19 protein-coding genes and 1 pseudogene are annotated in these 22,894 nt (G+C 60.1%); 11 read left to right on the plus strand and 9 right to left on the minus strand.

Annotated elements, in window-relative coordinates; translation table 11 throughout:
* The first annotated feature begins 6 nt into the window (after window positions 1-6).
* The 8 genes from ACA068_RS00920 (at window position 7) to ACA068_RS00955 (ending at window position 7,519) form a co-directional block, all read left to right on the plus strand.
* Window positions 7-1,080, plus strand: coding sequence for a fatty acid desaturase (locus tag ACA068_RS00920; RefSeq protein ID WP_497306906.1), 1,074 nt, complete (start codon window positions 7-9; stop codon window positions 1,078-1,080).
* 407 nt (window positions 1,081-1,487) lie between these two features.
* Entirely contained in the window at window positions 1,488-2,069 is a 582-nt protein-coding gene (locus ACA068_RS00925; protein ID WP_497306908.1) for an alpha/beta hydrolase, read from the plus strand.
* A 59-nt stretch (window positions 2,070-2,128) separates the two neighbouring features.
* Window positions 2,129-3,064: a sigma 54-interacting transcriptional regulator gene (locus ACA068_RS00930; protein ID WP_497306909.1), complete on the plus strand. Its 936-nt coding sequence runs from the start codon at window positions 2,129-2,131 to the stop codon at window positions 3,062-3,064.
* Between the two features lie 158 nt (window positions 3,065-3,222).
* Window positions 3,223-4,005: a MetQ/NlpA family ABC transporter substrate-binding protein gene (locus tag ACA068_RS00935; protein ID WP_497306911.1), complete on the plus strand. Its 783-nt coding sequence runs from the start codon at window positions 3,223-3,225 to the stop codon at window positions 4,003-4,005.
* Between the two features lie 569 nt (window positions 4,006-4,574).
* On the plus strand, window positions 4,575-5,240 hold the full coding sequence (locus ACA068_RS00940) for an amino acid ABC transporter permease (RefSeq protein WP_497306913.1): 666 nt from the start codon (window positions 4,575-4,577) through the stop codon (window positions 5,238-5,240).
* Window positions 5,221-5,880: an amino acid ABC transporter permease gene (locus ACA068_RS00945; protein ID WP_403107649.1), complete on the plus strand. Its 660-nt coding sequence runs from the start codon at window positions 5,221-5,223 to the stop codon at window positions 5,878-5,880. Before ACA068_RS00940 ends, ACA068_RS00945 begins: the two co-directional genes overlap by 20 nt.
* On the plus strand, window positions 5,877-6,659 hold the full coding sequence (locus ACA068_RS00950; protein ID WP_497306915.1) for an amino acid ABC transporter ATP-binding protein: 783 nt from the start codon (window positions 5,877-5,879) through the stop codon (window positions 6,657-6,659). The genes ACA068_RS00945 and ACA068_RS00950 overlap by 4 nt, the downstream gene beginning before the upstream one ends.
* A complete protein-coding gene (locus ACA068_RS00955) occupies window positions 6,656-7,519 on the plus strand; it encodes a transporter substrate-binding domain-containing protein (protein ID WP_497306917.1) in 864 nt (287 codons plus the stop codon). The genes ACA068_RS00950 and ACA068_RS00955 overlap by 4 nt, the downstream gene beginning before the upstream one ends.
* A gap of 135 nt (window positions 7,520-7,654) precedes the next feature.
* Here the strand turns inward: ACA068_RS00955 and ACA068_RS00960 are convergent, their stop codons facing one another.
* Window positions 7,655-8,815 carry an AAA family ATPase gene (locus ACA068_RS00960; protein ID WP_497306919.1) on the minus strand — a complete coding sequence of 387 codons (1,161 nt, stop codon included), beginning with the start codon at window positions 8,813-8,815 and terminating at the stop codon, window positions 7,655-7,657.
* A gap of 284 nt (window positions 8,816-9,099) precedes the next feature.
* On the opposite strand from ACA068_RS00960, the gene ACA068_RS00965 reads away from it, so the two are divergent.
* Genes ACA068_RS00965 through ACA068_RS00975 form a run of 3 tightly spaced genes read left to right on the plus strand, consistent with a single transcriptional unit; the run spans window position 9,100 to window position 14,314 of the window.
* Window positions 9,100-10,203, plus strand: coding sequence for an efflux RND transporter periplasmic adaptor subunit (locus tag ACA068_RS00965; RefSeq protein ID WP_497306921.1), 1,104 nt, complete (start codon window positions 9,100-9,102; stop codon window positions 10,201-10,203).
* Window positions 10,200-11,267, plus strand: coding sequence for an efflux RND transporter periplasmic adaptor subunit (locus ACA068_RS00970; protein WP_497306923.1), 1,068 nt, complete (start codon window positions 10,200-10,202; stop codon window positions 11,265-11,267). The genes ACA068_RS00965 and ACA068_RS00970 overlap by 4 nt, the downstream gene beginning before the upstream one ends.
* Entirely contained in the window at window positions 11,264-14,314 is a 3,051-nt protein-coding gene (locus tag ACA068_RS00975) for an efflux RND transporter permease subunit (RefSeq protein ID WP_497306925.1), read from the plus strand. Before ACA068_RS00970 ends, ACA068_RS00975 begins: the two co-directional genes overlap by 4 nt.
* A gap of 144 nt (window positions 14,315-14,458) precedes the next feature.
* On the opposite strand, the gene ACA068_RS00980 is transcribed toward ACA068_RS00975, so the two are convergent.
* From ACA068_RS00980 to ACA068_RS01015, 8 genes and pseudogenes are all read right to left on the minus strand, one after another.
* The gene (locus ACA068_RS00980) at window positions 14,459-15,085 is read right to left on the minus strand and encodes a class I SAM-dependent methyltransferase (RefSeq protein WP_497306926.1); all 627 of its coding nucleotides are present in this window, start codon (window positions 15,083-15,085) and stop codon (window positions 14,459-14,461) included.
* 175 nt (window positions 15,086-15,260) lie between these two features.
* A complete protein-coding gene (locus tag ACA068_RS00985; RefSeq protein WP_497306928.1) occupies window positions 15,261-15,617 on the minus strand; it encodes a DUF6124 family protein in 357 nt (118 codons plus the stop codon).
* A 542-nt stretch (window positions 15,618-16,159) separates the two neighbouring features.
* A complete protein-coding gene (locus ACA068_RS00990) occupies window positions 16,160-16,804 on the minus strand; it encodes a methionine ABC transporter permease (protein WP_077747487.1) in 645 nt (214 codons plus the stop codon).
* A complete protein-coding gene (locus ACA068_RS00995; RefSeq protein ID WP_497306930.1) occupies window positions 16,794-17,915 on the minus strand; it encodes a methionine ABC transporter ATP-binding protein in 1,122 nt (373 codons plus the stop codon). The genes ACA068_RS00990 and ACA068_RS00995 overlap by 11 nt, the downstream gene beginning before the upstream one ends.
* A 2-nt stretch (window positions 17,916-17,917) precedes the next feature.
* Window positions 17,918-18,726, minus strand: a pseudogene (locus ACA068_RS01000) (MetQ/NlpA family ABC transporter substrate-binding protein).
* A 144-nt stretch (window positions 18,727-18,870) separates the two neighbouring features.
* Entirely contained in the window at window positions 18,871-20,229 is a 1,359-nt protein-coding gene (locus ACA068_RS01005; RefSeq protein WP_497306932.1) for an LLM class flavin-dependent oxidoreductase, read from the minus strand.
* A complete protein-coding gene (locus tag ACA068_RS01010; protein ID WP_497306934.1) occupies window positions 20,229-21,422 on the minus strand; it encodes an SfnB family sulfur acquisition oxidoreductase in 1,194 nt (397 codons plus the stop codon). Before ACA068_RS01010 ends, ACA068_RS01005 begins: the two co-directional genes overlap by 1 nt.
* 23 nt (window positions 21,423-21,445) lie before the next feature.
* A complete protein-coding gene (locus tag ACA068_RS01015) occupies window positions 21,446-22,687 on the minus strand; it encodes an SfnB family sulfur acquisition oxidoreductase (protein ID WP_497306936.1) in 1,242 nt (413 codons plus the stop codon).
* Window positions 22,688-22,894 lie beyond the last annotated feature (207 nt).

Genomic DNA, 22,894 nt, shown 5'->3' on the forward strand with positions numbered 1-22,894 from the left:
GGAAGCATGGACGGTACTTCTGCAAGTCCCCAGCGACTGAATGCAGCCCAACGATCAGCCCATATTCGCCAAGTGGTGCTGGCCAGAGGGGTCGAGCTGCGCAAGCGCTATCCGATTCTCAACCATCAGGACGCCTTGGGCGCGGGCATTCTGGCCTTTGCACTGGCTGGAATGATCGGTTCCGCGGCGCTCTACATGACCGGGCATATGGCCTGGTGGGCGTGCCTGTTGCTCAACGCGTTTTTCGCCTCGTTGACCCACGAGCTGGAACACGACCTGATTCATAGCATGTACTTCCGCAAACAACGCGTGCCGCACAACTTGATGATGGGCCTGGTGTGGCTGGCGCGGCCAAGCACGATCAATCCATGGATTCGCCGGCATCTTCACCTCAATCACCACAAGGTGTCCGGTACGGAAGCCGACATGGAAGAGCGCGCGATCACCAACGGCGAGCCTTGGGGATTCGCGCGGTTGTTGATGGTCGGCGATAACGTGATGTCGGCGTTCATTCGCATGCTGCGAGCCAAGACCTGGGCGCATAAATTCAGCATCATCAAACGCACGCTGAAGGTCTACGCGCCGCTGGCGCTGGTGCATTGGGGCGCCTGGTACGTGTTCCTCGGTTTCCATGGGGCGAATGGCATCGCCTCTTTGATGGGGGCGCCAATCGAATGGTCGGCGACCACGCTGTCGGTGATGCAGGTCATCGACATCGCGGCGGTGGTGATCATCGGCCCGAACGTGTTGCGCACGTTTTGCCTGCACTTTGTCAGTTCGAACATGCATTACTACGGTGATGTGGAGCCGGGTAATGTGATTGAGCAAACCCAGGTGCTGAACCCTTGGTGGATGTGGCCGATGCAGGCGTTCTGCTTCAACTTCGGCAGCAGCCACGGGATTCATCACTTTGTGGTGAAGGAACCGTTTTACATCCGCCAGATGACCGTGCCGGTGGCGCATAAGGTGATGCGCGAGATGGGCGTGCGGTTCAATGATTTCGGGACGTTTGGGCGGGCGAACCGGTTTGTGTGTGAGGAGGCCACAGAGGCGCAGCAGGTGGGTGCCGCTCAGGCTTGATGAATGCGTTCGGAAACTCAATGGCAAGGAACAGCGAGACGACTAAGGCGGCGAAGGCGCTCGTCATCAATCTGACCCAAAAGGACGATACGTTAATGACGTGAGCAGGAGGGGTTTAGCGGTAATTTATGCGTTTTTAATCTAATAAAGGCATTAAATATTCCTTTATTGGATGACCGTTTCAGCCAATCATCGCATCCCAATGAGGTTGATTGCGCTAGCAGATTTTGAGTTTCCGGGGCCGTCTCCTTGGCAGGGTGCGGCCCCTTTTTTTGTCTGTTCCAGACAGATGCGATCAGGCTATATATTCTTTATGGGTCTTAATAAATAGCTTCTTATTCCTTAACGGATATAACTCTCCTCCCTATACTCGGTCGGGAACAGACACGCAGCAGGAGAGTTCCCCCATGCGCAACGAATCAATTCGCTACCTGATTGTGCCGGGCTGGCAAGGATCGCCGGAAGATCATTGGCAAAGCCACTGGCAGAACAGTCTGCCGAACAGCGCGCGGGTGGAGCAGGCCGACTGGCTGACGCCGCGTCGTGAAGACTGGGTCGCGGCGCTGGCCGAAGCGATTGCTGCCGACAGCACGCCGGTGATCTTGATTGCGCACAGTCTGGGTTGCATTACGGTCGCCCATTGGGCCGCCACTGCACCGCTGCATTTCTTGCGTCAGGTACGCGGCGCCTTGCTGGTCGCACCGGCGGACGTCGAGCGCCCCGCGTGCTCGCCGGCGCTGCGTAACTTCGCACCGATCCCTGACCACTTGTTGCCCTTCCCGAGCCAGGTCGTCAGCTCCGACAACGACAGCGCCGTGAGTGCGCCGCGAGCCCTTGAGCTGGCCCGCAACTGGGGCGCCGAGGCGGGGATTCTGGCGGGTGCCGGACACATCAACGTGAAGTCCGGGCATCAGCGCTGGGAGCAGGGCTTTGCCTATCTCTACCGCCTGCAAAACCGAATGGAACACCACGCCCTGCGACGCGCTTGAACCTTTTTCTTTTTTAGAACGCCAACCCGTCTCCCGGCGGTTTTGGGCGGGAGTCTGCCATGAGTTTTGAAGCCTTCGGTCAGCCACTGCTGACCTTTCCCGACGCAGAAAAAAGTCCACTGAGCATTCGCGCCAAGGCGCTGGTGTTTGTCGATCCACGCTCCCGGCAGTTGCGCCAGGAGCTGGAACAATTGGCGCCGCGCTCGATCTCGGTGCTGATCCGTGGTGAAACGGGTAGCGGCAAGGAATTGCTCGCGCGGCATATCCACCGTGCCAGTGATCGCGGCGGGTTGTTCGTCTCGGTCAATTGCGGCGCTATCAGCCCGACCTATGCCGATGCCGAGCTGTTCGGCTATGCCGCCGGCAGTTACAGCGGCTCGGCCAGCAGCCGCGCGGGGTGGTTCGGTTCGGCCAACGGCGGCACGCTCTATCTGGATGAGATCGGCGACTTGCCGCTGCCGATCCAGATCAAATTGCTCGCCGCCCTGGAAAACCACGAAGTCACCCGCGTTGGCGCGCATCAACCGAGCCCGGTGGACGTGCGCCTGGTGGCGGCCACCAGTATCGATCTGGCCCAGGCGGTGGCGGCCGGGAAATTCCATGAGCGGCTTTATCACTACCTCAGCGAAGGCCAGCTCGAACTGCCGGCATTGCGCGAGCGGGTCGGCGATATCCTTTCGTTGTCCGAATATTTCCTCGGCATCTACAGCCAGCGCCTCGACCTGCCGGTGCCGCTGATCAGCGAGTCTGCACAGCTTGTACTGGAGCGGCACAGTTGGCCGGGCAACACCCGGGAGCTGGAGAACGTCATTCACTTTGCGCTGCTGGTCAGCACCGGCGACGAGATTTTGCCGGAGCATTTGAATCTGCCTGAAGTGCCCGTGTCGTTGCTGCAGATCGAGCAGCAAATCGCGCAAGTGAGCAAAAACGGCACGGCTGAGGAGCGTTCGGCACTCAAGCGTTTGCTGGAACGCCTGACGCAGACGCTGCAGTGATCTTTATGAACAAAATGGAATATGAAAGTGAATAAAAGATATTGTTCGGGAATAAAAAATCCCGGTATTGTCCGCTTCACGCCAGCGATAGCACTTCACTGGCACATGTACTAATAGCCGTCGTCGATGACGACCGTGATTTTCGATAAGGACACTGCATGAAAAAGGTTCTGTTGTTCACCGCACTGGCGGCTGCCCTGAGCGCGGGCCTGGCCCAGGCGGGCGAGAAACTGGTGGTTGCGGCGACCCCGATTCCACACGCCGAGATTCTTGAACTGATCAAGCCAACCCTCGCCAAAGAAGGCGTGGACCTGGAAATCAAAGTGTTCACCGACTACGTTCAACCGAACGTACAGGTCGCTGAAAAACGTCTGGATGCCAACTACTTCCAGACCAAGCCGTATCTGGATAGCTTTAACAAAGGCAAAGGCACCAACCTGGAAACCGTCATCGGTGTTCACGTTGAACCGTTCGGCGGCTACTCGAGCAAATACAAATCCCTGGCCGAGCTGCCAAACGGCGCGACCATCGCTCTGCCTAACGAAGGCAGCAACAGTGGCCGTGCCCTGCTCCTACTGCAGAAGGCTGGCCTGATCGAGTTGAAAGACCCGAAAAACGCCCTGTCCACTCCGAAAGATATCGCCAAAAACCCGCACAACTTCAAGTTCAAGGAGCTGGAGTCGGCCATGTTGCCGCGCGTTCTGAAGGAAGTGGATCTGGATTTGATCAACACCAACTACGCGCTGGAAGCAGGTCTGAACCCGGCTAAAGACGCGCTGGTCATCGAAGGTGCCGATTCGCCTTACGTGAACTTCCTGGTGGCTCGTCCGGACAACAAGGACAGCGTCGCCATCCAGAAACTGGCCAAAGCCTTGACCAGCCCGGAAGTGAAAGCATTCATCGCCAAGAAGTACAGCGGCGCGGTACTGCCGGCGTTCTGATTCGCGAGGTAAACCCCTTCAAGGTTTCGAACGCCGACGGCTAGCAATAGCGTCGGCGTTTTTTTGCATGTGCACATCCTATGTGGGAGCGGGCTTGCTCGCGAAGAGGGAGTGTCAGTCAACATTGATGTTGCTGACACGCCGCATTCGCGAGCAAGCCCGCTCCCACAGGGTTGATCAGCCAAGAATAGGTCAGGCCACCCTGGCCTTCAGCGCCCGGCGCAACGCCACCAATAACTTCACGATTTCCTGCGGATCCAACCGCTGTGGCACTTTCATGTCAGCCATTTTTCTCTTCCTTGTGAGGGTTCGGCCAGGGAGTCTGGCCAAAAGCTGTGCGTCCTTGGAGGGTCTTTTTGAAAAAAAGATCCCTCCTACAGCTGCAAGGAAAATAGTCGTCTTCCTTCGCCACGGCAAATCCGCAGGATAGTTTTTTGCGTGATATTAATATGCTTTAACGGTATTTAAATTCTTCTTTTTATACCTTTAAAGTCGGTGCCTGCCGGGCAGTTATCCACTGCCCATGGACTGCACCACCGTCGCTTACCCCGCGACGTCCAGGATGTTCAATGAACTTCGATTACGCTTTTATCCTCAGCACCCTGCCGGCGTTTCTCAAAGCCGTGGGCGTAACGCTGCAGGTCGGCTTTATCGCCATCGGCACGTCGCTGCTGGTGGCCTTGATCAACGCAACGATTCTGGTGTTTCGCACGCCCTACCTGCAGCGGCTGGTCGGACTTTACGTCGAGTTGGCGCGCAACACGCCGCTGCTGATCCAACTGTTCTTCGTTTACTTCGCCTTGCCGGTATTGGGCATCAAGGTCTCGGGGTTTGCCGCGGCGATCATCACCATGACCTTCCTCGGCGGCGCTTACCTGACCGAAGTCCTGCGCGCCGGCGTAGACGCCGTGCCCCAGGCCCAACTCGAATCCGGCCGCTCCATCGGCTTGTCCCGCGGGCAATTGCTGCGCTACGTAATCCTGCCGCAAGCCGGGATTCTCAGCCTGCCGTCGCTGTTCGCCAATTTCATCTTCCTGCTCAAGGAAACCACCGTGGTCTCGGCGGTGGCGGTGCCGGAGATTCTCTACACCACCAAGAGCTACATCGCGCTTTACTACAAAACCTACGAAATGCTCGCCGTGCTGACGCTGATCTGCGTGCTGCTGTTCTTGCCACTGTCGCTGCTGCTCAGCCGCCTGGAAAGGAGGCTCCAGCATGGCCAGTTCGGGTCTTGAGTTGCTTTGGGTGTCCTTGCCGCAACTGGGCAAAGGTGCGGCGCAAACCTTGTCGATCTCTTTTCTGAGCATCGCCATCAGCACCGTTGGCGGTGTGCTCTACGGTGTATTGCGCACGCTGAACGTCAAATGGCTGAACGCGATCCTGCGGGTCTACCTGGAATTGTTCCGGGCGATCCCGGTGCTGGTGTGGCTGTACCTGCTGTTTTTTGGCCTGCCGATCTTTTTCGGCCTGAGCATTCCCAGCTTCTGGTGCGCGGTGCTGGTGCTGTCGCTGTGGGGCGCCAGCGAAGTCGGCGAAGTGGTGCGTGGCGCGTTGCATTCGTTGCCGCGCGGGCAGCGTGAAGCGGGGTTGTCGATTGGCCTGGACGGCCCGCAACTCTACGGCTACGTACTCCTGCCCCAAGCGCTGAAACGCATGACGCCGCCGACCATCAACGTCTACACGCGCATCATCAAGACCAGCTCTCTCGCGGTGCTGATCGGCGTGGTGGACGTGATCAAGGTCGGCCAGCAAATCATCGAACGCACTTACGAATCCGTGCTGATCTACGGCGCGCTGTTCCTGTTTTTCTTTTTCATCTGCTACCCGCTGTCGGCCGCCTCGCGTGTGCTGGAGCGGCGCTGGACGCAAGCATGAGCGCATTGATCGAGTTCAAGGGTTTCAACAAGTTTTTCGGCGACCAGCAAGTGCTGGACGGTATCGACCTGCAAGTGAAGTCAGGCGAAGTGATTGTCATCCTCGGCCCCAGCGGTTGCGGCAAAAGCACCTTGCTGCGCTGCCTCAACGGCCTGGAAGTCGCCCACAGCGGCAGCTTGAACTTTGCCGGTCGCGAGTTACTGGACAAGGGCACCGACTGGCGCGAAGTGCGGCAGCAGATCGGCATGGTGTTCCAGAGTTATCACTTGTTCCCGCACATGAGCGTGCTCGACAACCTGCTGCTCGGCCCGGTCAAAGTACAGAAACGCGACCGCCGCGAAGCCCGCGATCAGGCCGAAGCCTTGCTGGCTCGCGTAGGCCTGCTGGACAAGCGCGATGCCTTCCCGCGTCAGCTTTCCGGTGGCCAGCAGCAACGCATCGCCATCGTCCGTTCGCTGTGCATGAACCCCAAGGTCATGCTCTTCGACGAAGTCACCGCCGCCCTCGACCCGGAAATGGTCAAGGAAGTGCTGGAAGTCATTCAGGGCCTGGCTCGCGAGGGCATGACCCTGCTGATCGTTACCCACGAAATGGCCTTTGCCCGTGCCGTGGCTGACCGAATTGTGTTCATGGATGCCGGGCGAATCCTCGAACAAAAACCAACCGAGATTTTCTTTACGAACCCGCAAACCGCACGAGCGCAGCAGTTCCTGGAGAAGTTCTCCTATGTCGCCGCTTTACCCAAAACGACTCAAACAAAGGAACTGGAACCGCTATGAAAACTGCCAAGACTTCACTGCTGCTACTCCCGCTGCTCGGCCTCGCTTTGCTGGCCGGCTGCAACAAAACCGAAGAACCCGCCAAGCCTGCGGCCACCGCCAGTTATCTGGAAAAAATCAAGGCTCGGGACAAGCTGATCGTCGGTGTCTTCACCGACAAACCGCCGTTTGGTTTCGTCAATGAAGCCGGGCGTTATGTGGGTTTCGATACCGACATCGGCCGTCAATTCGCCAAGGACCTGTTGGGCGACGAGAACAAAGTCGAGTTCGTCGCGGTGGAACCTGCCAGCCGGATTCCGTTCCTGCAAAGCGACAAGGTCGACCTGATCCTGGCCAACATGACCGTCACCCCGGAGCGCAAGGAAGCGGTGGAATTCACCAACCCGAACCTCAAGGTGGCGGTTCAGGCACTGGTTCCGCAAGCCAGCACGGTGAAGAACCTCGATGACCTGGCGACTCGCACCACCATCGTCACCACCGGCACCACGGCCGATATCTGGCTGACCAAGAATCACCCGGACTGGAAACTGTTGAAATTCGAGAAGAACTCCGAGTCATTGCAAGCGCTGGCCAATGGGCGCGGCGATGCGTATGCGCAGGACAATCTGGTGCTGTTCAGCTGGGCCAAGCAGAACCCTGGCTATCGCGTGCTGAGCCAGACGTTGGGTGCGCAAGCACCGATTGCGCCGGCGGTGAAGAAGGGCAATATCGAGCTGCGTGATTGGGTGAATGCTGAATTGGCGAAGCTGGGTGAGGAGAAGTATTTGCTCAAGCTGTATGACCAATATGTGCGTAAAGAGCTGAGCGATGACACCAAGCCGGAGAGCGTGATTGTTGAGGGTGGGAAGTGGCAGGGCTGAGTCACTGACCTTTGCAGTGAGCTTGCGGCCGTCATCGCGAGCAGGCTCGCTCCCACATTAGACCGTGTCCGTCGGGACAACTCGGTCAACTGTAGGAGCGAGCCTGCTCGCGAAAGCGGTTTATCAGGCGCTGATTCAGTCCGGCCAATGCCAAGCTGGCTCATCCAGCATCCGCTGACCCACGATCCCCGTCTGGCCCAATGTTTTCTCCAGCACAATGCAATTGCACTCCAGGTCCTCCTGCAACGCAGAGATCAACCGCCGCGCATGGGATACCACCCACACCTGACACTGCTCCGACGCTCGGATAATCAACCGAGCCAACGCCGGCAACAGGTCCGGGTGCAAACTGGTTTCCGGCTCGTTCAGCACCATCAGCGTCGGTGGCCGAGGCGTCAGCAGCGCCGCCACCAGCAGCAAATAGCGCAAGGTCCCGTCCGATAACTCGGCCGCCGACAACGGCCGCAGCAACCCTTCCTGGAAAAACTCAATCGCAAACCGCCCGCCCTGCAACGGCGCGATATTCAATCGTGCACCGGGGAACGCGTCGCTGATCGCGGACTGCAACGCCTCGGGGTCGCCGATTTCACGAATCGTCTGCAACGCGGCGGCGAGGTCGCGACCGTCGTGGTGCAAAACCGGTGTGCGGGTGCCCAATTGTGGTTGGCGCACCGGCGCATCGGCATCGCTGCGAAAGTGATCGTAGAAGCGCCAGCGGCGGATGAATTCACGCAGTTGCATGACTTCCGGCGAGGTACGGAAGCTGCCGACCTGATCGAACAGGCTGTCGAAATTCGGCGTGTGGTGGGCCAGCACGTCCCAGCCACGACCGGCCCGGTTACGGATCATCGGGCCGTCGCGATCCACCAGCAGACTGGCCGGGCGATAAAACGGGCCGTTCCAGATGCATTCCTTCTTGATTTCCGGGTCCAGGGAAAACGCGGATTCGCTCGGCTCCGGCAACCCCAGGGCAATCGAATAGCTGAAATCCTCACCGGCAAACCCCAGGCGCAGGCGTTTGGCGCCGTGGCGCACGGTTGCCTCGATCGGGACTTCACCGTTACGCATTCGCCGGGTGATGTTTTCCGGCCCGGCCCAGAACGTCGAATGCAGCCCGCCCTCGCGGGCCAGGGCATTGACGACGCCGCCCTGAGCGGTTTCCGCCAGCAGGCGCAACGCGCGGTACAGATTGGACTTACCGCTGCCGTTGGGGCCGGTGATCAGGTTCAACCGACCCAGCGGAATCACCAACTTGTTGATCGAGCGGTAATTGGCCACCGCGAGGGTTTTGAGCATGGGAGCTTCCTGCTACAGGGGCAGACAGTTTGCCTTATTGTCGGGAGCACTGTGATCCCCTGTGGGAGCGAGCCTGCTCGCGATGGCGGTGCCTCAGCCAACATTGATGCCAACTGAAACACCGCCATCGCGAGCAGGCTCGCTCCCACATGGGCTCCGCCAGCTGCTACAAGAATTGTGGCGTGATCGCTTTATTTGAAGCCGTCAGGTGCACCCGTGGAACCCTGTTCTAAGCTCACAGTCGTATCGCCAATGGCACGTCCGTACAACGCAAAGGAGTCTGCATGGCTGGTCCCGGATTGAAAATAGTGGTTGGCCTGAGCCTCCTTGCGCTGCTGACCGCGTGCGGCGATAAAAAACCGGTCGAGAAGGACCGTCCACGGGTCTTCGTCCAGGAGGTCAAAGCCTTGGATTACGCTGCGTCGGTGACGCTCACCGGCGATGTTCAGGCCCGGGTCCAGACCGAATTGTCGTTCCGCGTGGGCGGCAAGATCATTCAGCGCATGGTCGATGTCGGTGACCGGGTGTCGGCCAGACAAGTGCTGGCCAGACTCGATCCCAAGGACCTGCAGACCAACGTCGATTCGGCCCAGGCCCAAGTCACCGCCGAGCAGGCCCGGGTCAAACAGACCGCCGCCGCGTTCGTTCGCCAGCAAAAACTCCTGCCCAAGGGTTACACCAGCCAAAGCGAATACGATTCCGCGCAAGCCGCCTTGCGCAGCAGTCAGAGCGCGTTGACCGCTGCCCAGGCGCAATTCGCCAACGCCCGTGAACAGCTCGGCTACACCGCGCTGATTGCCGAGGCGCCGGGCGTGATTACGGCGCGTCAGGCCGAGGTCGGCCAAGTGGTGCAGGCGACGGTGCCGATTTTCAGCCTGGCGCGCGATGGTGAGCGTGACGCGGTGTTCAACGTCTACGAATCGCTGCTGGCCGAGGCGCCGGAGGATAAAACCATCGTGGTCAGCCTGCTCGACAACCCGTCGATCAAGACCACCGGCACCGTGCGGGAGATCACCCCGGCGGTGTCCGCGCAGACCGGCACCGTGCAAGTCAAAGTCACCCTCAATGGCCTGCCCGAGGGCATGCAACTGGGCTCGGTGGTGAGCGCCACGGCCAAGACACCGGGCAAGTCCGCCGTGGAGTTGCCGTGGTCGGCCCTGACCAAAAACCTCAGCGATCCGGCGGTATGGCTGGTGGACGGTGAAGGCAAGGCGCAACTGCACACCGTCACGGTCGGTCGTTACCTGACCGGCAAAGTGATCATCAGCGCCGGCCTGAAGAGCGGCGAAAAAGTCGTCATCGCGGGCGGTCAGTTGCTGCACCCCGGCGTGAAAGTTGAAATCGCCGAAAACACCTACAAGGATCTCGCTGTGGAAGCCCAGCCATGAAGCGTCTGTTACTGGTGTGCACGGCGGTGATGCTGGCGGCCTGCTCGAAAGAAGAACCGCCGCCGGAGCCGATACGTCCGGTGCTGTCGGTCAAGGTCCAGTCGCTGGACGAGGAAAATCTCGGCCGTTTCGCCGGCAGCATCCAGGCCCGCTATGAAAGCAATGTCGGGTTCCGCGTGCCGGGGCGCATCGCCAGCCGTAACGTCGATATCGGTGCCGAAGTGGAAAAGGGTGCGCTGCTTGCCACCCTGGACCCCACCGATCAGCAGAACCAGCTGCGTTCCGCCCAGGGCAATCTGGCCAGCGTCCAGGCGCAATACATCAACGCCCAGGCCAATGCCCGGCGCCAGCAGGAATTGTTCGATCGCGGCGTCGGCGCCCAGGCACAGCTCGATATTGCCCAGACTGACCTCAAAACCACCCAGGCCTCCCTCGATCAAGCGAAGGCAGCGGTCGATCAGGCCAAGGATCAGCTCAATTACGTTGAGCTGCGCTCCGACCACAAAGCCATCGTCACCGCGTGGAATGCCGAAGCCGGGCAAGTCGTCACCGCCGGCCAGCAAGTGGTGACCCTGGCGCAGCCGGACATCAAGGAAGCTGTGATCGACCTGCCGGACACCCTGGTCGACCAGCTGCCGACCGACGTCGTGTTCCAGGTTGCAGCGCAACTGGACCCGAGCATCAACACCACCGCCATCGTTCGTGAAATCGAGCCCCAGGCCCAGAGTGCGACCCGTACCCGTCGAGCCCGCCTGACCCTGACAGACACACCGCCCGGTTTTCGCCTGGGCACCGCGATCAGCGTCACCCTCAGTTCAGCGATCAAACCGCGTATCGAATTGCCGCTTAGCGCGCTGCAGGAAGTCGACGGCAAATCGCGCATCTGGGTCATCGATACGCAGACCCAGACCGTTTCCCCACGGGACGTCAGCCTGGTCAGCCGCACGGATTCAACGATGATCCTGGCCAATGGCGTGAAGTCCGGTGAGCGGGTAGTCAGCGCGGGTGTGAACAGCCTGAAACCCGGGCAAAAAGTGAAAATCGACGAGGACAGCCCCCAATGAAAGGGAGTTTCAACTTATCCGAATGGGCCCTCAAACATCAGTCGTTTGTCTGGTACCTGATGTTTGTCGCGCTGCTGATGGGCGTGTTCTCGTACATGAACCTGGGCCGCGAGGAAGACCCGTCGTTTACCATCAAAACCATGGTCATCCAGACCCGCTGGCCGGGCGCGACCCAGGAAGAAACCCTCAAGCAGGTCACTGACCGCATCGAGAAAAAACTCGAAGAGCTCGATTCCCTCGACTACGTGAAAAGCTACACACGGCCGGGCGAATCGACGGTGTTCGTCAACCTGCGCGACACCACCAGTGCCAAGGACATCCCGGAAATCTGGTACCAGGTGCGCAAGAAGATCAACGACATTCGCGGTGATTTCCCCCAGGGTCTGCAAGGGCCGGGGTTCAACGACGAATTCGGTGATGTGTACGGTTCGGTCTACGCTTTTACCGCCGACGGCTTGTCGATGCGCCAGTTGCGCGATTACGTGGAACAGGTTCGCGCTGAAATTCGTGAAGTGCCGGGGCTGGGCAAGGTTGAGATGGTCGGTGAGCAGGATGAAGTCCTGTACCTGAATTTCTCAACCCGCAAACTGGCGGCGCTGGGCATCGATCAGCGCCAGGTGGTGCAAAGCCTGCAAACCCAGAACGCGGTGACCCCGGCCGGTGTGATCGAGGCCGGTCCGGAGCGCATCTCGGTGCGCACCTCGGGGCAGTTCGCTTCCGAGAAAGACCTGGCCAACGTCAACCTGCGGCTCAATGACCGCTTCTACCGCCTGGCCGACATCGCCGACATCAGCCGTGGGTACGTTGACCCGGCGACCCCGGAGTTTCGCTTCAACGGCCACCCGGCCATCGGCCTCGCCATTGCCATGAAGAAGGGCGGCAACATTCAGGAATTCGGCAAGGCGTTGCACCAGCGCATGACCGACCTGACCGCCGACTTGCCGGTGGGCGTCGGTGTGCACACGGTGTCCGATCAGGCCGAAGTGGTGGAAAAAGCCGTCGGCGGCTTCACCAGTGCTTTGTTCGAAGCGGTGGTGATCGTGCTGGTCGTAAGCTTCGTCAGCCTCGGGGTGCGCGCCGGGCTGGTGGTGGCGTGCTCGATCCCGCTGGTGCTGGCCATGGTGTTCATCTTCATGGAGTACAGCGGCATCACCATGCAGCGAATTTCCCTCGGCGCGCTGATCATCGCCCTCGGCCTGCTGGTGGACGACGCCATGATCACGGTCGAAATGATGGTCACGCGCCTGGAAATGGGCGAGACCAAGGAGCAGGCGGCAACGTTTGCCTACACCTCCACGGCGTTCCCGATGCTCACCGGTACGTTGGTGACGGTGGCCGGTTTCGTGCCCATCGGGTTGAACGCCAGCTCGGCGGGCGAGTACACCTTCACGCTGTTTGCCGTTATCGCGGTGGCGATGCTGGTGTCGTGGGTTGTCGCCGTGTTGTTTGCCCCGGTGATCGGCGTGCACATTCTCAGCACCAACGTGAAACCCCATAACGCCGAGCCGGGCCGCATCGGCCGTGCATTCAATTACGGTATGTTTTGGGCCATGCGTAATCGCTGGTGGGCGATCGGTATCACCATTGCGCTGTTCGTGGCCTCGGTGTTTTCCATGCAGTTCGTGCAGAACCAGTTCTTCCCGTCCTCGGACCGCCCGGAAATCCTCGTCGACCTCAACCTGCCGCAAAACGCCTCGATCGCCGAAACCCGCAAGGCGGTGGACAAGCTCGAAGCGACCCTCAAGGACGATCCGGACATCGTGCGCTGGAGCACTTACATCGGCGAGGGGGCGATCCGTTTCTACCTGCCCCTCGACCAACAATTGCAAAACCCGTACTACGCGCAATTGGTGATCGTCAGCAAAGGCCTGGAATCGCGTAACGCCCTCAGCCAACGCTTGCGCGAGCGGCTGCGCAAAGATTTCGTCGGCATCGGCAGCTACGTCCAGGCGCTGGAAATGGGCCCGCCGGTGGGTCGCCCGATTCAGTACCGGGTCAGCGGCAAGGACATCGATCAGGTGCGCAAGCACGCCATCGCCCTGGCCACCGAGCTGGACAAGAACTCGCACATCGGCGAGATCATTTACGACTGGAACGAACCGGGCAAAGTCCTGCGCATCGAGATCGCTCAGGACAAGGCGCGTCAATTGGGGCTGTCGTCGGAAGACGTGGCCAACCTGATGAACAGCATCGTGGTCGGTTCGCCGGTCACTCAGGTCGATGACGATATCTACCTGATCAACGTCGTGGGACGCGCGGTGGACGCGGAGCGCGGCACGCCGGAAACCCTGCAGAACTTGCAAATCGTGACCCAGAGCGGCACGTCGATTCCGCTGCTGGCTTTCGCCACGGTGCGCTATGAACTCGAGCAACCGCTGGTCTGGCGCCGCGACCGCAAGCCGACCATCACGATCAAGGCGGCGGTGCGAGACGAGATTCAGCCGACTGATCTGGTGAAACAGCTCAAACCCGACATCGATAAATTCGCCGCCGGTTTGCCGGTGGGTTACTCGGTTGCCACGGGCGGCACGGTGGAGGAGAGCGGCAAGGCCCAGGGGCCGATTGCCAAGGTGGTGCCGTTGATGCTGTTCCTGATGGCGACCTTCCTGATGATCCAGCTGCACAGCGTGCAGAAGCTGTTCCTGGTGGCGAGTGTCGCGCCGCTCGGCTTGATTGGCGTGGTGCTGGCGCTGATCCCGACGGGCACGCCGATGGGCTTTGTGGCGATCCTGGGGATTCTGGCGCTGATCGGCATCATCATCCGCAACTCGGTGATTCTGGTGACCCAGATCGATGCCTTGGAGAAAGAGGGCGTTTCACCTTGGGATGCCGTGGCGCAGGCCACGGAGCATCGGCGCCGACCGATTCTGCTGACCGCTGCGGCGGCCAGCCTGGGGATGATCCCGATTGCCCGGGAAGTGTTCTGGGGGCCGATGGCTTACGCCATGATTGGCGGGATCATTATTGCGACGTTGCTGACGTTGCTGTTTTTGCCGGCGCTTTATGTCGCCTGGTACAAAATCCGCGAGCCGAAAAAAGAGACTTGAAATCGAGCGCTCCGCGCTCATCGCGGGCAAGCCACGCTCCCACAGGATTTGCGTCGATAACAACTTCCAGGATCGACACAAAAACCTGTGGGAGCGTGGCTTGCCCGCGAAGACGTCAGCCCAGGCACCACAAGTCTGAAGGCTTCACACTTTGCGCCAAACACTCGCCAACCAAGGCTGCTGCTCCCGCGGTAGCCCCGCCGGCCGGTAGTAATGTTCCAGCTCCACAAACCCCGCCTCAGTCAGCAATTGCTGCCACGCCTCAAGATCGTGATACGCCCCATACCGCGGCCCGTTCCACCCTTCCTGATTCTCCCCTCGCGGATTGGAACTGAACAACACACCCCCCGGCTTCAACGCCCCGCGCAACGCCTTCAACACCCGAGGCAATTCCTGGCGCGGGATATGAAACAACACCGCGTTGGCAAAAATCCCGTCAAAGCGTTCGGCCGGCAGATCCAGCTTCAGAAAGTCCTGCTGCCACACCTCGCATCCACTGTCCTCACGCGCCATCTGTGCAAACTTCTCTGAACCGTCGAGCCCGACAGCCGTGTGGCCCATGCGTGTGAACGTCTGCAAATCCCGCCCCGGCCCACAGCCAAAATCGAGAACGTCGAACGGCGCCTCGCCCTGAATATGCCGCAGCAGGGCGTCGATGTTCTGGCTGACATCATGATCGCGAGTCCCCTCGCGAAAATCTTCGGCCACCGAGTTGTAATGGCCCAGGGTGGTGGCGGTGATCTTCTGGAGGTCGTCGGGGGTCTGTTTCATGGTCGGCTGCGCAGGCAATGGGGATTTGCCGAATATACGCCATCAGACTTGGGGCTGCTTCGCAGCCATTCGCGGGCAAGCCTCGCTCCTACAGTTGACCGAGTTGTTTCGACAGACGCGTACTCCTGTAGGAGCGAGGCTTGCCCGCGAAGGCGATTTCACTGACGACGAAGCCTCAGCCCTGCTTCATCCCCAAACAATCAATGGAGCGATCAACCATGGCTTTGGCAATCTCCAGCAAATGCCAAACCGAGAACACCATGGCTCGCTCCGCCCCTTTGAGGTGATCGCCACACTGATACGCAGTGACCGAAGCACAGCGCAGCAAATCCGCGACATAGAGTTGGGTGTCTTCAAAGCTCACGTCTTCACTGACGTTGTAGAACCGCAGTTCATCGGGCGCCGAAGGCTGTTCTCCGGTGAGGTAGAAATCGATCGCACGATAAAGGGCGGAGCGGTCTCTTAGCCTGTCGTCGGTGGGTTTGCCTTGGGTGGACGTTTCGGGAGGTGGATCGGGGACGGATTTCTTCATTGGTAAAACTCCTGGAAATAATTGGAGCCAACCGTTATCGCGACTAAACGAACAGGGGTGGCGGCTGCACGCAGGTTAGTCGACCGGTCTCCAGGCAATACCGGCGCACCCGAAGGTGCCCTGCGCACAGCCACCATAACGTTCAGGCAATGAAAACACCTGGAATGAGGTGGCGCTATGCGCCTGGAAGATCCGGGCGACTAAACCCGATCACTGATGAGCAGTGACGGGCCGAGACTAGCCACCGAAATTGGCAGGCGCAAGCGAGCGGAATGATCTAGGAAATGTCCTGCAAATGAAAGGGACCAAGCCTGTAGGCACGCTGATTTTCCTGTGGGAAATATTCCCCCTGTTGCGAAGGAAATTGCCTGTGTCGAGGACGCTTTTGTGGCGAGGGAGCTTGCTCCCGCTGGGCTGCGAAGCAGCCCCCAGCCATTCAATGAGGTGTGTCAGATAAACCCGGTCTAAAGATCTTGCGATTGCTGCGCAATCGAGCGGGAGCAAGCTCCCTCGCCACAAAAGCTCTACAACCTTGACCGTGTTCAGCGCTTGTTAAGCCCCCGCGCCAACCGATCCCCACCCAGCTGGATAATCGCCACCAACACCACCAGCAGCACAATCACCGTCAGCATGATCTGGCTATCAAACCGCTGATACCCATACCGGTACGCGATGTCCCCCAACCCACCCGCACCAATCGCCCCGGCCATGGCCGACGAGTTGATCATGGTCACCAGCGTAATGGTGAAACCACCGACAATCCCCGGCAGCGCCTCAGGCAACAGCACATGCCAGACAATGTGCCAGCGCCGGCATCCCATCGCCTGCGCGGCTTCGATCAACCCGTGGTCCACTTCGCGCAAACTGACTTCGGCAATGCGTGCAAAGAATGGCGTGGCCGCAATCGTCAGCGGCACCACGGCGGCCCAGACACCATACGTGGTGCCGACGATCAATCGGGTAAACGGAATCAGCGCCACCATCAGAATCAGAAACGGAATCGAGCGGAACAGGTTCACGAAGGCGCCCAGTGCACGGTTCAACGCGGGTGCTTCGTAGATGCCGCCCTTGGTGCTGGTGACCAGAATCACCGCCAGCGGAATGCCCGCCAGCAGCGCAATCAGCGACGACACGCCCACCATCAGAAACGTGTCGATGAAACCTTGCAGCAAGCGATCAAACCACATAACCGAGCACCTCCACCTGTTGCGCCCAGTGGCCGGCGCGCTGGCGCAGTTCTTCAGCGCCGAGCGCCGAACCGGTCACCGCCAGCAGCAATTGCCCTAGCGCGTGGCCCTGAATGCGTTCCACGCCACCTTGCAGCAGCCTCACGCGGCCACCGAGGGCGCTGAACAGTGCTGCCAGATCCGGTTCGTCCGTGGCGCTGCCGGTGAAGCGCAAACGCAGCACAACCGCCGCGTCCGAGGACTGAGGTTGCAGGCGCAAGCGGCTTTGCAGTTCTTCCGGCAGAGCGTGTTGCAGCGGCGCGAGCAAGGTTTTGCTGACCTCATGCTGCGGGTTACCGAACAACTCCCAGACCGGCCCTTGCTCGACGATTTTTCCGTTTTCCAGCACCACCACCCGATCACAGATATCGCGGATCACCGCCATCTCGTGGGTGATCAGCACGATGGTCAAACCCAGCCGCTGATTGATCTCGCGCAGCAGGCCGAGGATCGATTGTGTGGTCTCCGGGTCCAGCGCGGAAGTGGCTTCGTCGCACAGCAGAATTTCCGGGTCATGCACCAGGGCGCGGGCGATGCCGACGCGCTGTTTCTGCCCGCCGGACAGCTGCGCCGGATAGGCCTTGTGCTTGCCTTGCAGGCCGACCAACTCCAGCAGTTCGCGGACTTTCTGTTCGCGTTTTTCCTTGGGCACACCGGCCACTTTCAGCGGCAATTCGACGTTCTGCCAAACGGTCTTGGCCGACATCAGGTTGAAGTGCTGGAAGATCATGCCGATCCGTCGGCGCAGCGCGACCAGGCGGTCTTCATCGAACTCGCCGATGTCCACTTGATCGATCAGCACCCGGCCGCTGCTCGGTTGTTCGAGGCGGTTGATGGTGCGGATCAGCGACGACTTGCCGGCGCCGCTGCGACCGATGATGCCGAACACCTCACCGCGCTGGATCGCCAGGTCGATGCCGTGCAACGCCGCCACCGGACCCTGCTGGCCGGTGTAGGTTTTACCCAGGCCGATAAAGCGCACGTGGGCACGGTTCAGGTCCGGATGCAGTTCGGTCTGTTCGGCTATATGTGGCTCTGGAACATCCAGTCGCCGTTGGATCGCGGCCGTCATCCTCAGCTTTCCCAGCCAGCTTGATAGAGCTTGCCGTGAGCCTTGTCCAGCGCCGCACGAACGGCCGGCGAATGCTGGTAGATGTCGACGAACTTAATCAGGCGCGGGTCGGTTTTGCTCTTGGGCTGGATCACGAACTGGATCACGTATTCCTTGTGATCGAGGCCATCAAACAGCAACGCCGAACCGGCATCGAAGGTCTTCGACAGCCGGATGTAGGCCGGGTAGCCCTGGACCAGATCGGCATCGTCGTAGGCGCGCACCAGTTGCACGGCTTCGACCTGGAGGATTTTGATTTTCTTCGGGTTGGTGATGATGTCTTCTTCGGTGGCCTTGTAGCCGACACCCGGTTTGAGCGTAATCAGGCCAGCCTTGGCCAGCAGTTGCAGGCCGCGACCGCTGTTGATCGGGTCGTTGGCGATGGCGGCGCTGGCGCCTTGTGGCAGCTCGTCGAAGCTTTTGTATTTTTTCGAGTAGAGGCCGACGTTGTTGATGATCCCGGCGCGAACGGCACCAGGTCAAAACCGGCGGCGGCCTTGGCGTTCTCCAGGAACGGGACGTGCTGGAAATAGTTCACGTCGATGTCGCCGGCCGCGAGGCTGACGTTGGGGGCGATCCAGTCGCTGAACTCCACCAGGTCGACTTGCAGGCCTTGTTTTTTGGCTTCCTCGACGGCGGCTTCCAGCGGGATGGCGAAGGCGGCGGTGGTGCCGACTTTTAACGGCGCTTCGGCGGCGAAAACCGCAGAGCTGAACAGGCCGAGGGCCAGGGCCAGTGCTTTGACTGGGTGGGAGCGGTAGGTCTTTTTCATGGTGGATTTTCCAGTCAGTGCATAAATTTAGGGTGTTTGGGCGGGCCTCTTCGCGGGCAAGCCTCGCTCCTACAGGTTCAGCGTCGTATCGGACATTTATGAACGACTCGATACCTGTAAGAGCGAGGCTTGCCCGCGAAGCTTTTAGCGGCGGTAGGCCGAACCGGTATGTTGCTCAGGCAAATGCGCTTCGCCGTGAAACAGCTTTTCCCGCAGGCTGCCGTTGTCATAAGCCGTTTTGTACGACCCGCGCCGCTGCAACTCCGGAATCACCCGCTCAATGAAATCCACATAGCTTTCCGGCGTGACAATCCGTGTCAGGTTGAAGCCATCCAGCCCGGTCTCGGCGATCCACGATTCCAGTTCGTCCGCCACTTGCTCAGGCGAGCCGACCACCGTGATGTAGCGGCCGCCGAGGGCGTGTTGCTCGAGCAATTTGCGTCGGGTCCAGTCGTTGTTTTGCAGGTTTTTGGTCGCCGACTGGATCGCATTGCTCTTCACGTACTGGATCGGCTCGTCGATCTCGTATTCGGAGAAGTCGATCCCGGTCGACGCCGAAAAATGCGCCACACCTGCCTCGGCACTGGCGTAGCTCAGGTACTCGGCGTGCTTCTTCCAGGCAAGCTCTTCGGTGGCGCCGACGATCACGTTCAAGCCCATGAACACCTTGATGTCCTCGGGATTGCGTCCGGCTTCAACAGCGCTGGCGCGAACCTTGTCCACCTGAACCTTGGTCGACGGTTTGTTCTGCCCGCTGATGAACACGCACTCGGCATGACGCCCGGCGAACAGCAAACCGCGATCGGAACTGCCCGCCTGGAACAGCACCGGCGTGCGCTGCGGCGACGGCTCGCAGAGGTGATAACCCTCGACCTGATAGAACTCGCCCTTGTGCTCGACCTTGTGCACTTTTTCCGGTTGGGCGTAGATCCGTTGCTGCGGGTCATTCAGCACCGCGCCGTTTTCCCAGCTGCCTTCCCAGAGTTTGTAGAGCACTTCCAAGTATTCATCGGCCTGGTCGTAACGGCGGTCGTGTTCCACCTGTTCGCTCAGGCCCATGGCTTTGGCGGCGCTGTCGAGGTAGCCAGTGACGATGTTCCAGCCAACCCGGCCTCGGCTCAAGTGATCGAGCGTCGACATGCGCCGGGCGAACAGGTACGGCGGTTCGTACGTCAGGTTGGCGGTGAGGCCGAAGCCGAGATTTTTCGTCACCGCCGCCATGGCCGAAACCAGCAGCAGCGGATCGTTGACCGGCAGCTGGATCGACTCTTTCAGCGGCACATCGACGGAGTTCTGGTAGACGTCGTACACGCCGACAATGTCCGCGATGAACAGACCGTCGAACAACCCGCGCTCCAGCAACTGCGCCAGTTCGGTCCAGTATTCGATGGTTTTGTATTGGGTGGAGGTGTCCCGTGGATGCGTCCACAGGCCGTGGTTGATGTGCCCGATGCAGTTCATGTTGAACGCGTTGAGCAGGATCTTCTTTTTCACCTCGGCCATCAGAGGGTCCCTCGCAACGGAGGGTTTTCATCGTTGAGGTAGTAGTTGCCGACGGCGTGATACTTCCAGCGCACCGGGTCATGCAGCGTATGTACGCGAGCGTTGCGCCAGTGGCGATCGAGGCCGTGTTCGATCAGCGTCGCCTGGCTGCCGGCCAGTTCAAACAGCGTGCTGCCGGCGGCGAGGGAAATGTCGGTGCTGATGGCGCGGGCTTCGGCGACGGCAATCGACGCGGCGGCGACGGTCTCTGCGTTGGTCGTGGCCTGAGCCTTGTCGAGGAATTCGCCGGAGCGTTCCAGCAAGGCTTCAGCGGCGTGCAGGCGAATACTCAGGTGGCCGAAGCTCTTGATGGTCAGCGGGTCGTCAGTGGCTTTTTCATGGGTGGCGTCGATCCACGGCCGGGTTTTGGTGCGCACGAAGTGCAGGGCATCTTCATAGGCGGCGCGGGCGATGCCGGTGTCGATGGCGGCGTGAAGAATCTGTGCCAGTGGGCCAACGGTGGTCGGGCGCTCGAAGGCACTTTGAAACGGGATCACGTCTTCGGCGGCGACATAGACGTCTTCGAACACCACCGAACCGCTACCGGTGGTGCGCTGGCCGAAACCGCTCCAGTCGTCGATGACGGTCAAGCCCTTGCTGTTGTGGGGGACGAACGCCAGTTGCTGCACGCCGTTTTCGTCGACCACCGAGGTCGGGATGCGTTGCGCGTAGATCGCTCCGGTCGCGTAGAACTTGCGACCGTTGATGCGATGACCGTCTCCGTCGCGGGTCAGGCTGGTGACGCGGTCGTGGGCGGTTTTGGTGCCCAGTTCTGCCAAGGCATTGCCGAAGCGCTGGCCGGCGAGAACTTCGGCGTACAGGCGCTTTTTCTGCTCTTCGCTGCCGTTCACGCGCAGCACTTCGAGGGCGTAGAAATGGTTCTGCGGGATCTGTCCGAGCGAGCCGTCAGCCTGGGCAATCAGTGCGATCACTTTGGCCAGGGTGACGTTGGAAACGCCAGCGCCACCGTACTCCTTGGGCACGCTGATGCCCCAAAGACCCGAGCGGGAAAACACTTCCAGCTCCGGGTGCGGCAAACGGCGTTCGCGGTCGCGCAGGGCGCTGTCGCGTTTGAAATCTTCGGCCAGATCGGTAGCGACGATCAGGGCTTGCTCATCGCTGGTGATGACTGCGACGTGCTGAGAAAGAGTCATGTGTTTCTCCAGAGATCTGGTCGTTAAATCCAGGAGTGGCGAGCGGGGAGCGTGCCGTTCAGGTGATAGCTGCCGACGGCGTGGTATTTCCAGCGCACCGGGTCGTGCAGCGTGTGCACACGGGCGTTGCGCCAATGCCGGTCGAGGTTGAATTCGGCGAGGGTCGCGCGGCTGCCGGCCAGCTCGAAGAGCTTTTCGCTGGCGAGCAGCGAGATCTCGGTGGTCAGCACTTTCGCTTCAGCGACGGCAATCGAAGCGCGTGCGGCAGACTCGGCAGTGAGTGGCGCGGCGTTGACCTGATCGAGCACTTGCCCGGCCTTGCGCAGCAGCGCTTCGGCGGCGTGCAGTTCGATTTTCAGTTTGCCGATATCGGCGATCACATACAGGTCGTCGCTGGCCCGTTCGACCTTGGCGTCGATCCATGGCCGGGCGCGGGTTTTCACGAACTCGATGGCGTCGTCGATGGCACCGCGCGCGATGCCGGCGTCGATGGCGGCTTGAATCAGTTGCGACACGGCACCCTGGATGTTCGGGCTGTCATTGATCTTCCAGTTGTCCACCACCAGCTCGGCGTCGACCCGCACGTTGTTGAGCAAAATGGTGCCGCTGGCGGTGGTGCGCTGACCGAAGCCCGACCAGTCATCGACGATGCGCAAGCCCGGTGTGCCGCGACGGACGAAGGCCAACACTTGCTTGCCGTCGTCGTTCAGCGCCTTGACCGCCACCCAGTGGGCGAACAGTGCGCCGGTGGAGTAAAACTTCTGGCCACTGATGACAAAACCGTCACCGTCAGCGGTAATCCGGGCCTTGAGTTCGAGGGTGTTTTTGGTGCCGCGTTCAGGCCCGGCATTGCCGATGCGCCAGCCTTCGAGCACGCTTTTAAACAGCTGTTTTTTCTGTGCCTCGGTGGCGCTGCCGAGCACAAGGTTGAGGATGCCGAACTGGTTTTGCGGGATCTGTCCCAGTGCCGGGTCAGCCGCGGAAATGATCGCGAACACTTCGGCGAGGGTGACGAACGAAACCTGCGGGCCACCATACTCGCGCGGGATGGCAATGCTGCCCAATCCGCTGCGGGTGAACTGTTCGATTTCCGACCACGGCAACTTGCGCTGCCGGTCACGTTTGGCGGCTTGCAGGCGGGCGACTTGCGCCAGCTCGTGGGCGGCCTTGATGGCTTGTGCGTCGTTGCGCAAGACCTGCGCGGGCAACAACAACGGGGCGATGTCCAGATCACTCTGAACGATTGCATCTGCCAGACTGGACATCAGTGCCGCTCCTTGGCTGCACGCAATGCCCTGGCGATCTGCACTGGGGTGATTGTGTTCCGGACCATACCTACCTCACATCTCATGGGTCGCCGCGATGGTTGCGGCGAAATAAAAACAAGAATGTCCGGTGGTCCGGTGCATATACCGTAAGCGCGTATAAAAATTAAATAAACTAACTTTTAGGAATATGCATAGAAGGGTGCT

Source organism: Pseudomonas sp. LBUM1660, assembly GCF_059695935.1.

Excerpts from the sequence above, each read along its gene's own strand:
- ACA068_RS00935 (WP_497306911.1), top strand. The coding sequence starts at position 3,223 with ATGAAAAAGGTTCTGTTGTTCACCGCACTGGCGGCTGCCCTGAGCGCG.
- ACA068_RS00995 (WP_497306930.1), bottom strand. The coding sequence starts at position 17,915 with ATGACGGCCGCGATCCAACGGCGACTGGATGTTCCAGAGCCACATATA.
- ACA068_RS00975 (WP_497306925.1), top strand. The coding sequence starts at position 11,264 with ATGAAAGGGAGTTTCAACTTATCCGAATGGGCCCTCAAACATCAGTCG.
- ACA068_RS00920 (WP_497306906.1), top strand. The coding sequence starts at position 7 with ATGGACGGTACTTCTGCAAGTCCCCAGCGACTGAATGCAGCCCAACGA.
- ACA068_RS00950 (WP_497306915.1), top strand. The coding sequence starts at position 5,877 with ATGAGCGCATTGATCGAGTTCAAGGGTTTCAACAAGTTTTTCGGCGAC.
- ACA068_RS00955 (WP_497306917.1), top strand. The coding sequence starts at position 6,656 with ATGAAAACTGCCAAGACTTCACTGCTGCTACTCCCGCTGCTCGGCCTC.
- ACA068_RS00980 (WP_497306926.1), bottom strand. The coding sequence starts at position 15,085 with ATGAAACAGACCCCCGACGACCTCCAGAAGATCACCGCCACCACCCTG.
- ACA068_RS00990 (WP_077747487.1), bottom strand. The coding sequence starts at position 16,804 with ATGTGGTTTGATCGCTTGCTGCAAGGTTTCATCGACACGTTTCTGATG.
- ACA068_RS00945 (WP_403107649.1), top strand. The coding sequence starts at position 5,221 with ATGGCCAGTTCGGGTCTTGAGTTGCTTTGGGTGTCCTTGCCGCAACTG.
- ACA068_RS00985 (WP_497306928.1), bottom strand. The coding sequence starts at position 15,617 with ATGAAGAAATCCGTCCCCGATCCACCTCCCGAAACGTCCACCCAAGGC.
- ACA068_RS01010 (WP_497306934.1), bottom strand. The coding sequence starts at position 21,422 with ATGACTCTTTCTCAGCACGTCGCAGTCATCACCAGCGATGAGCAAGCC.
- ACA068_RS00965 (WP_497306921.1), top strand. The coding sequence starts at position 9,100 with ATGGCTGGTCCCGGATTGAAAATAGTGGTTGGCCTGAGCCTCCTTGCG.
- ACA068_RS00925 (WP_497306908.1), top strand. The coding sequence starts at position 1,488 with ATGCGCAACGAATCAATTCGCTACCTGATTGTGCCGGGCTGGCAAGGA.
- ACA068_RS01015 (WP_497306936.1), bottom strand. The coding sequence starts at position 22,687 with ATGTCCAGTCTGGCAGATGCAATCGTTCAGAGTGATCTGGACATCGCC.
- ACA068_RS00940 (WP_497306913.1), top strand. The coding sequence starts at position 4,575 with ATGAACTTCGATTACGCTTTTATCCTCAGCACCCTGCCGGCGTTTCTC.
- ACA068_RS00960 (WP_497306919.1), bottom strand. The coding sequence starts at position 8,815 with ATGCTCAAAACCCTCGCGGTGGCCAATTACCGCTCGATCAACAAGTTG.
- ACA068_RS00930 (WP_497306909.1), top strand. The coding sequence starts at position 2,129 with ATGAGTTTTGAAGCCTTCGGTCAGCCACTGCTGACCTTTCCCGACGCA.
- ACA068_RS01005 (WP_497306932.1), bottom strand. The coding sequence starts at position 20,229 with ATGGCCGAGGTGAAAAAGAAGATCCTGCTCAACGCGTTCAACATGAAC.
- ACA068_RS00970 (WP_497306923.1), top strand. The coding sequence starts at position 10,200 with ATGAAGCGTCTGTTACTGGTGTGCACGGCGGTGATGCTGGCGGCCTGC.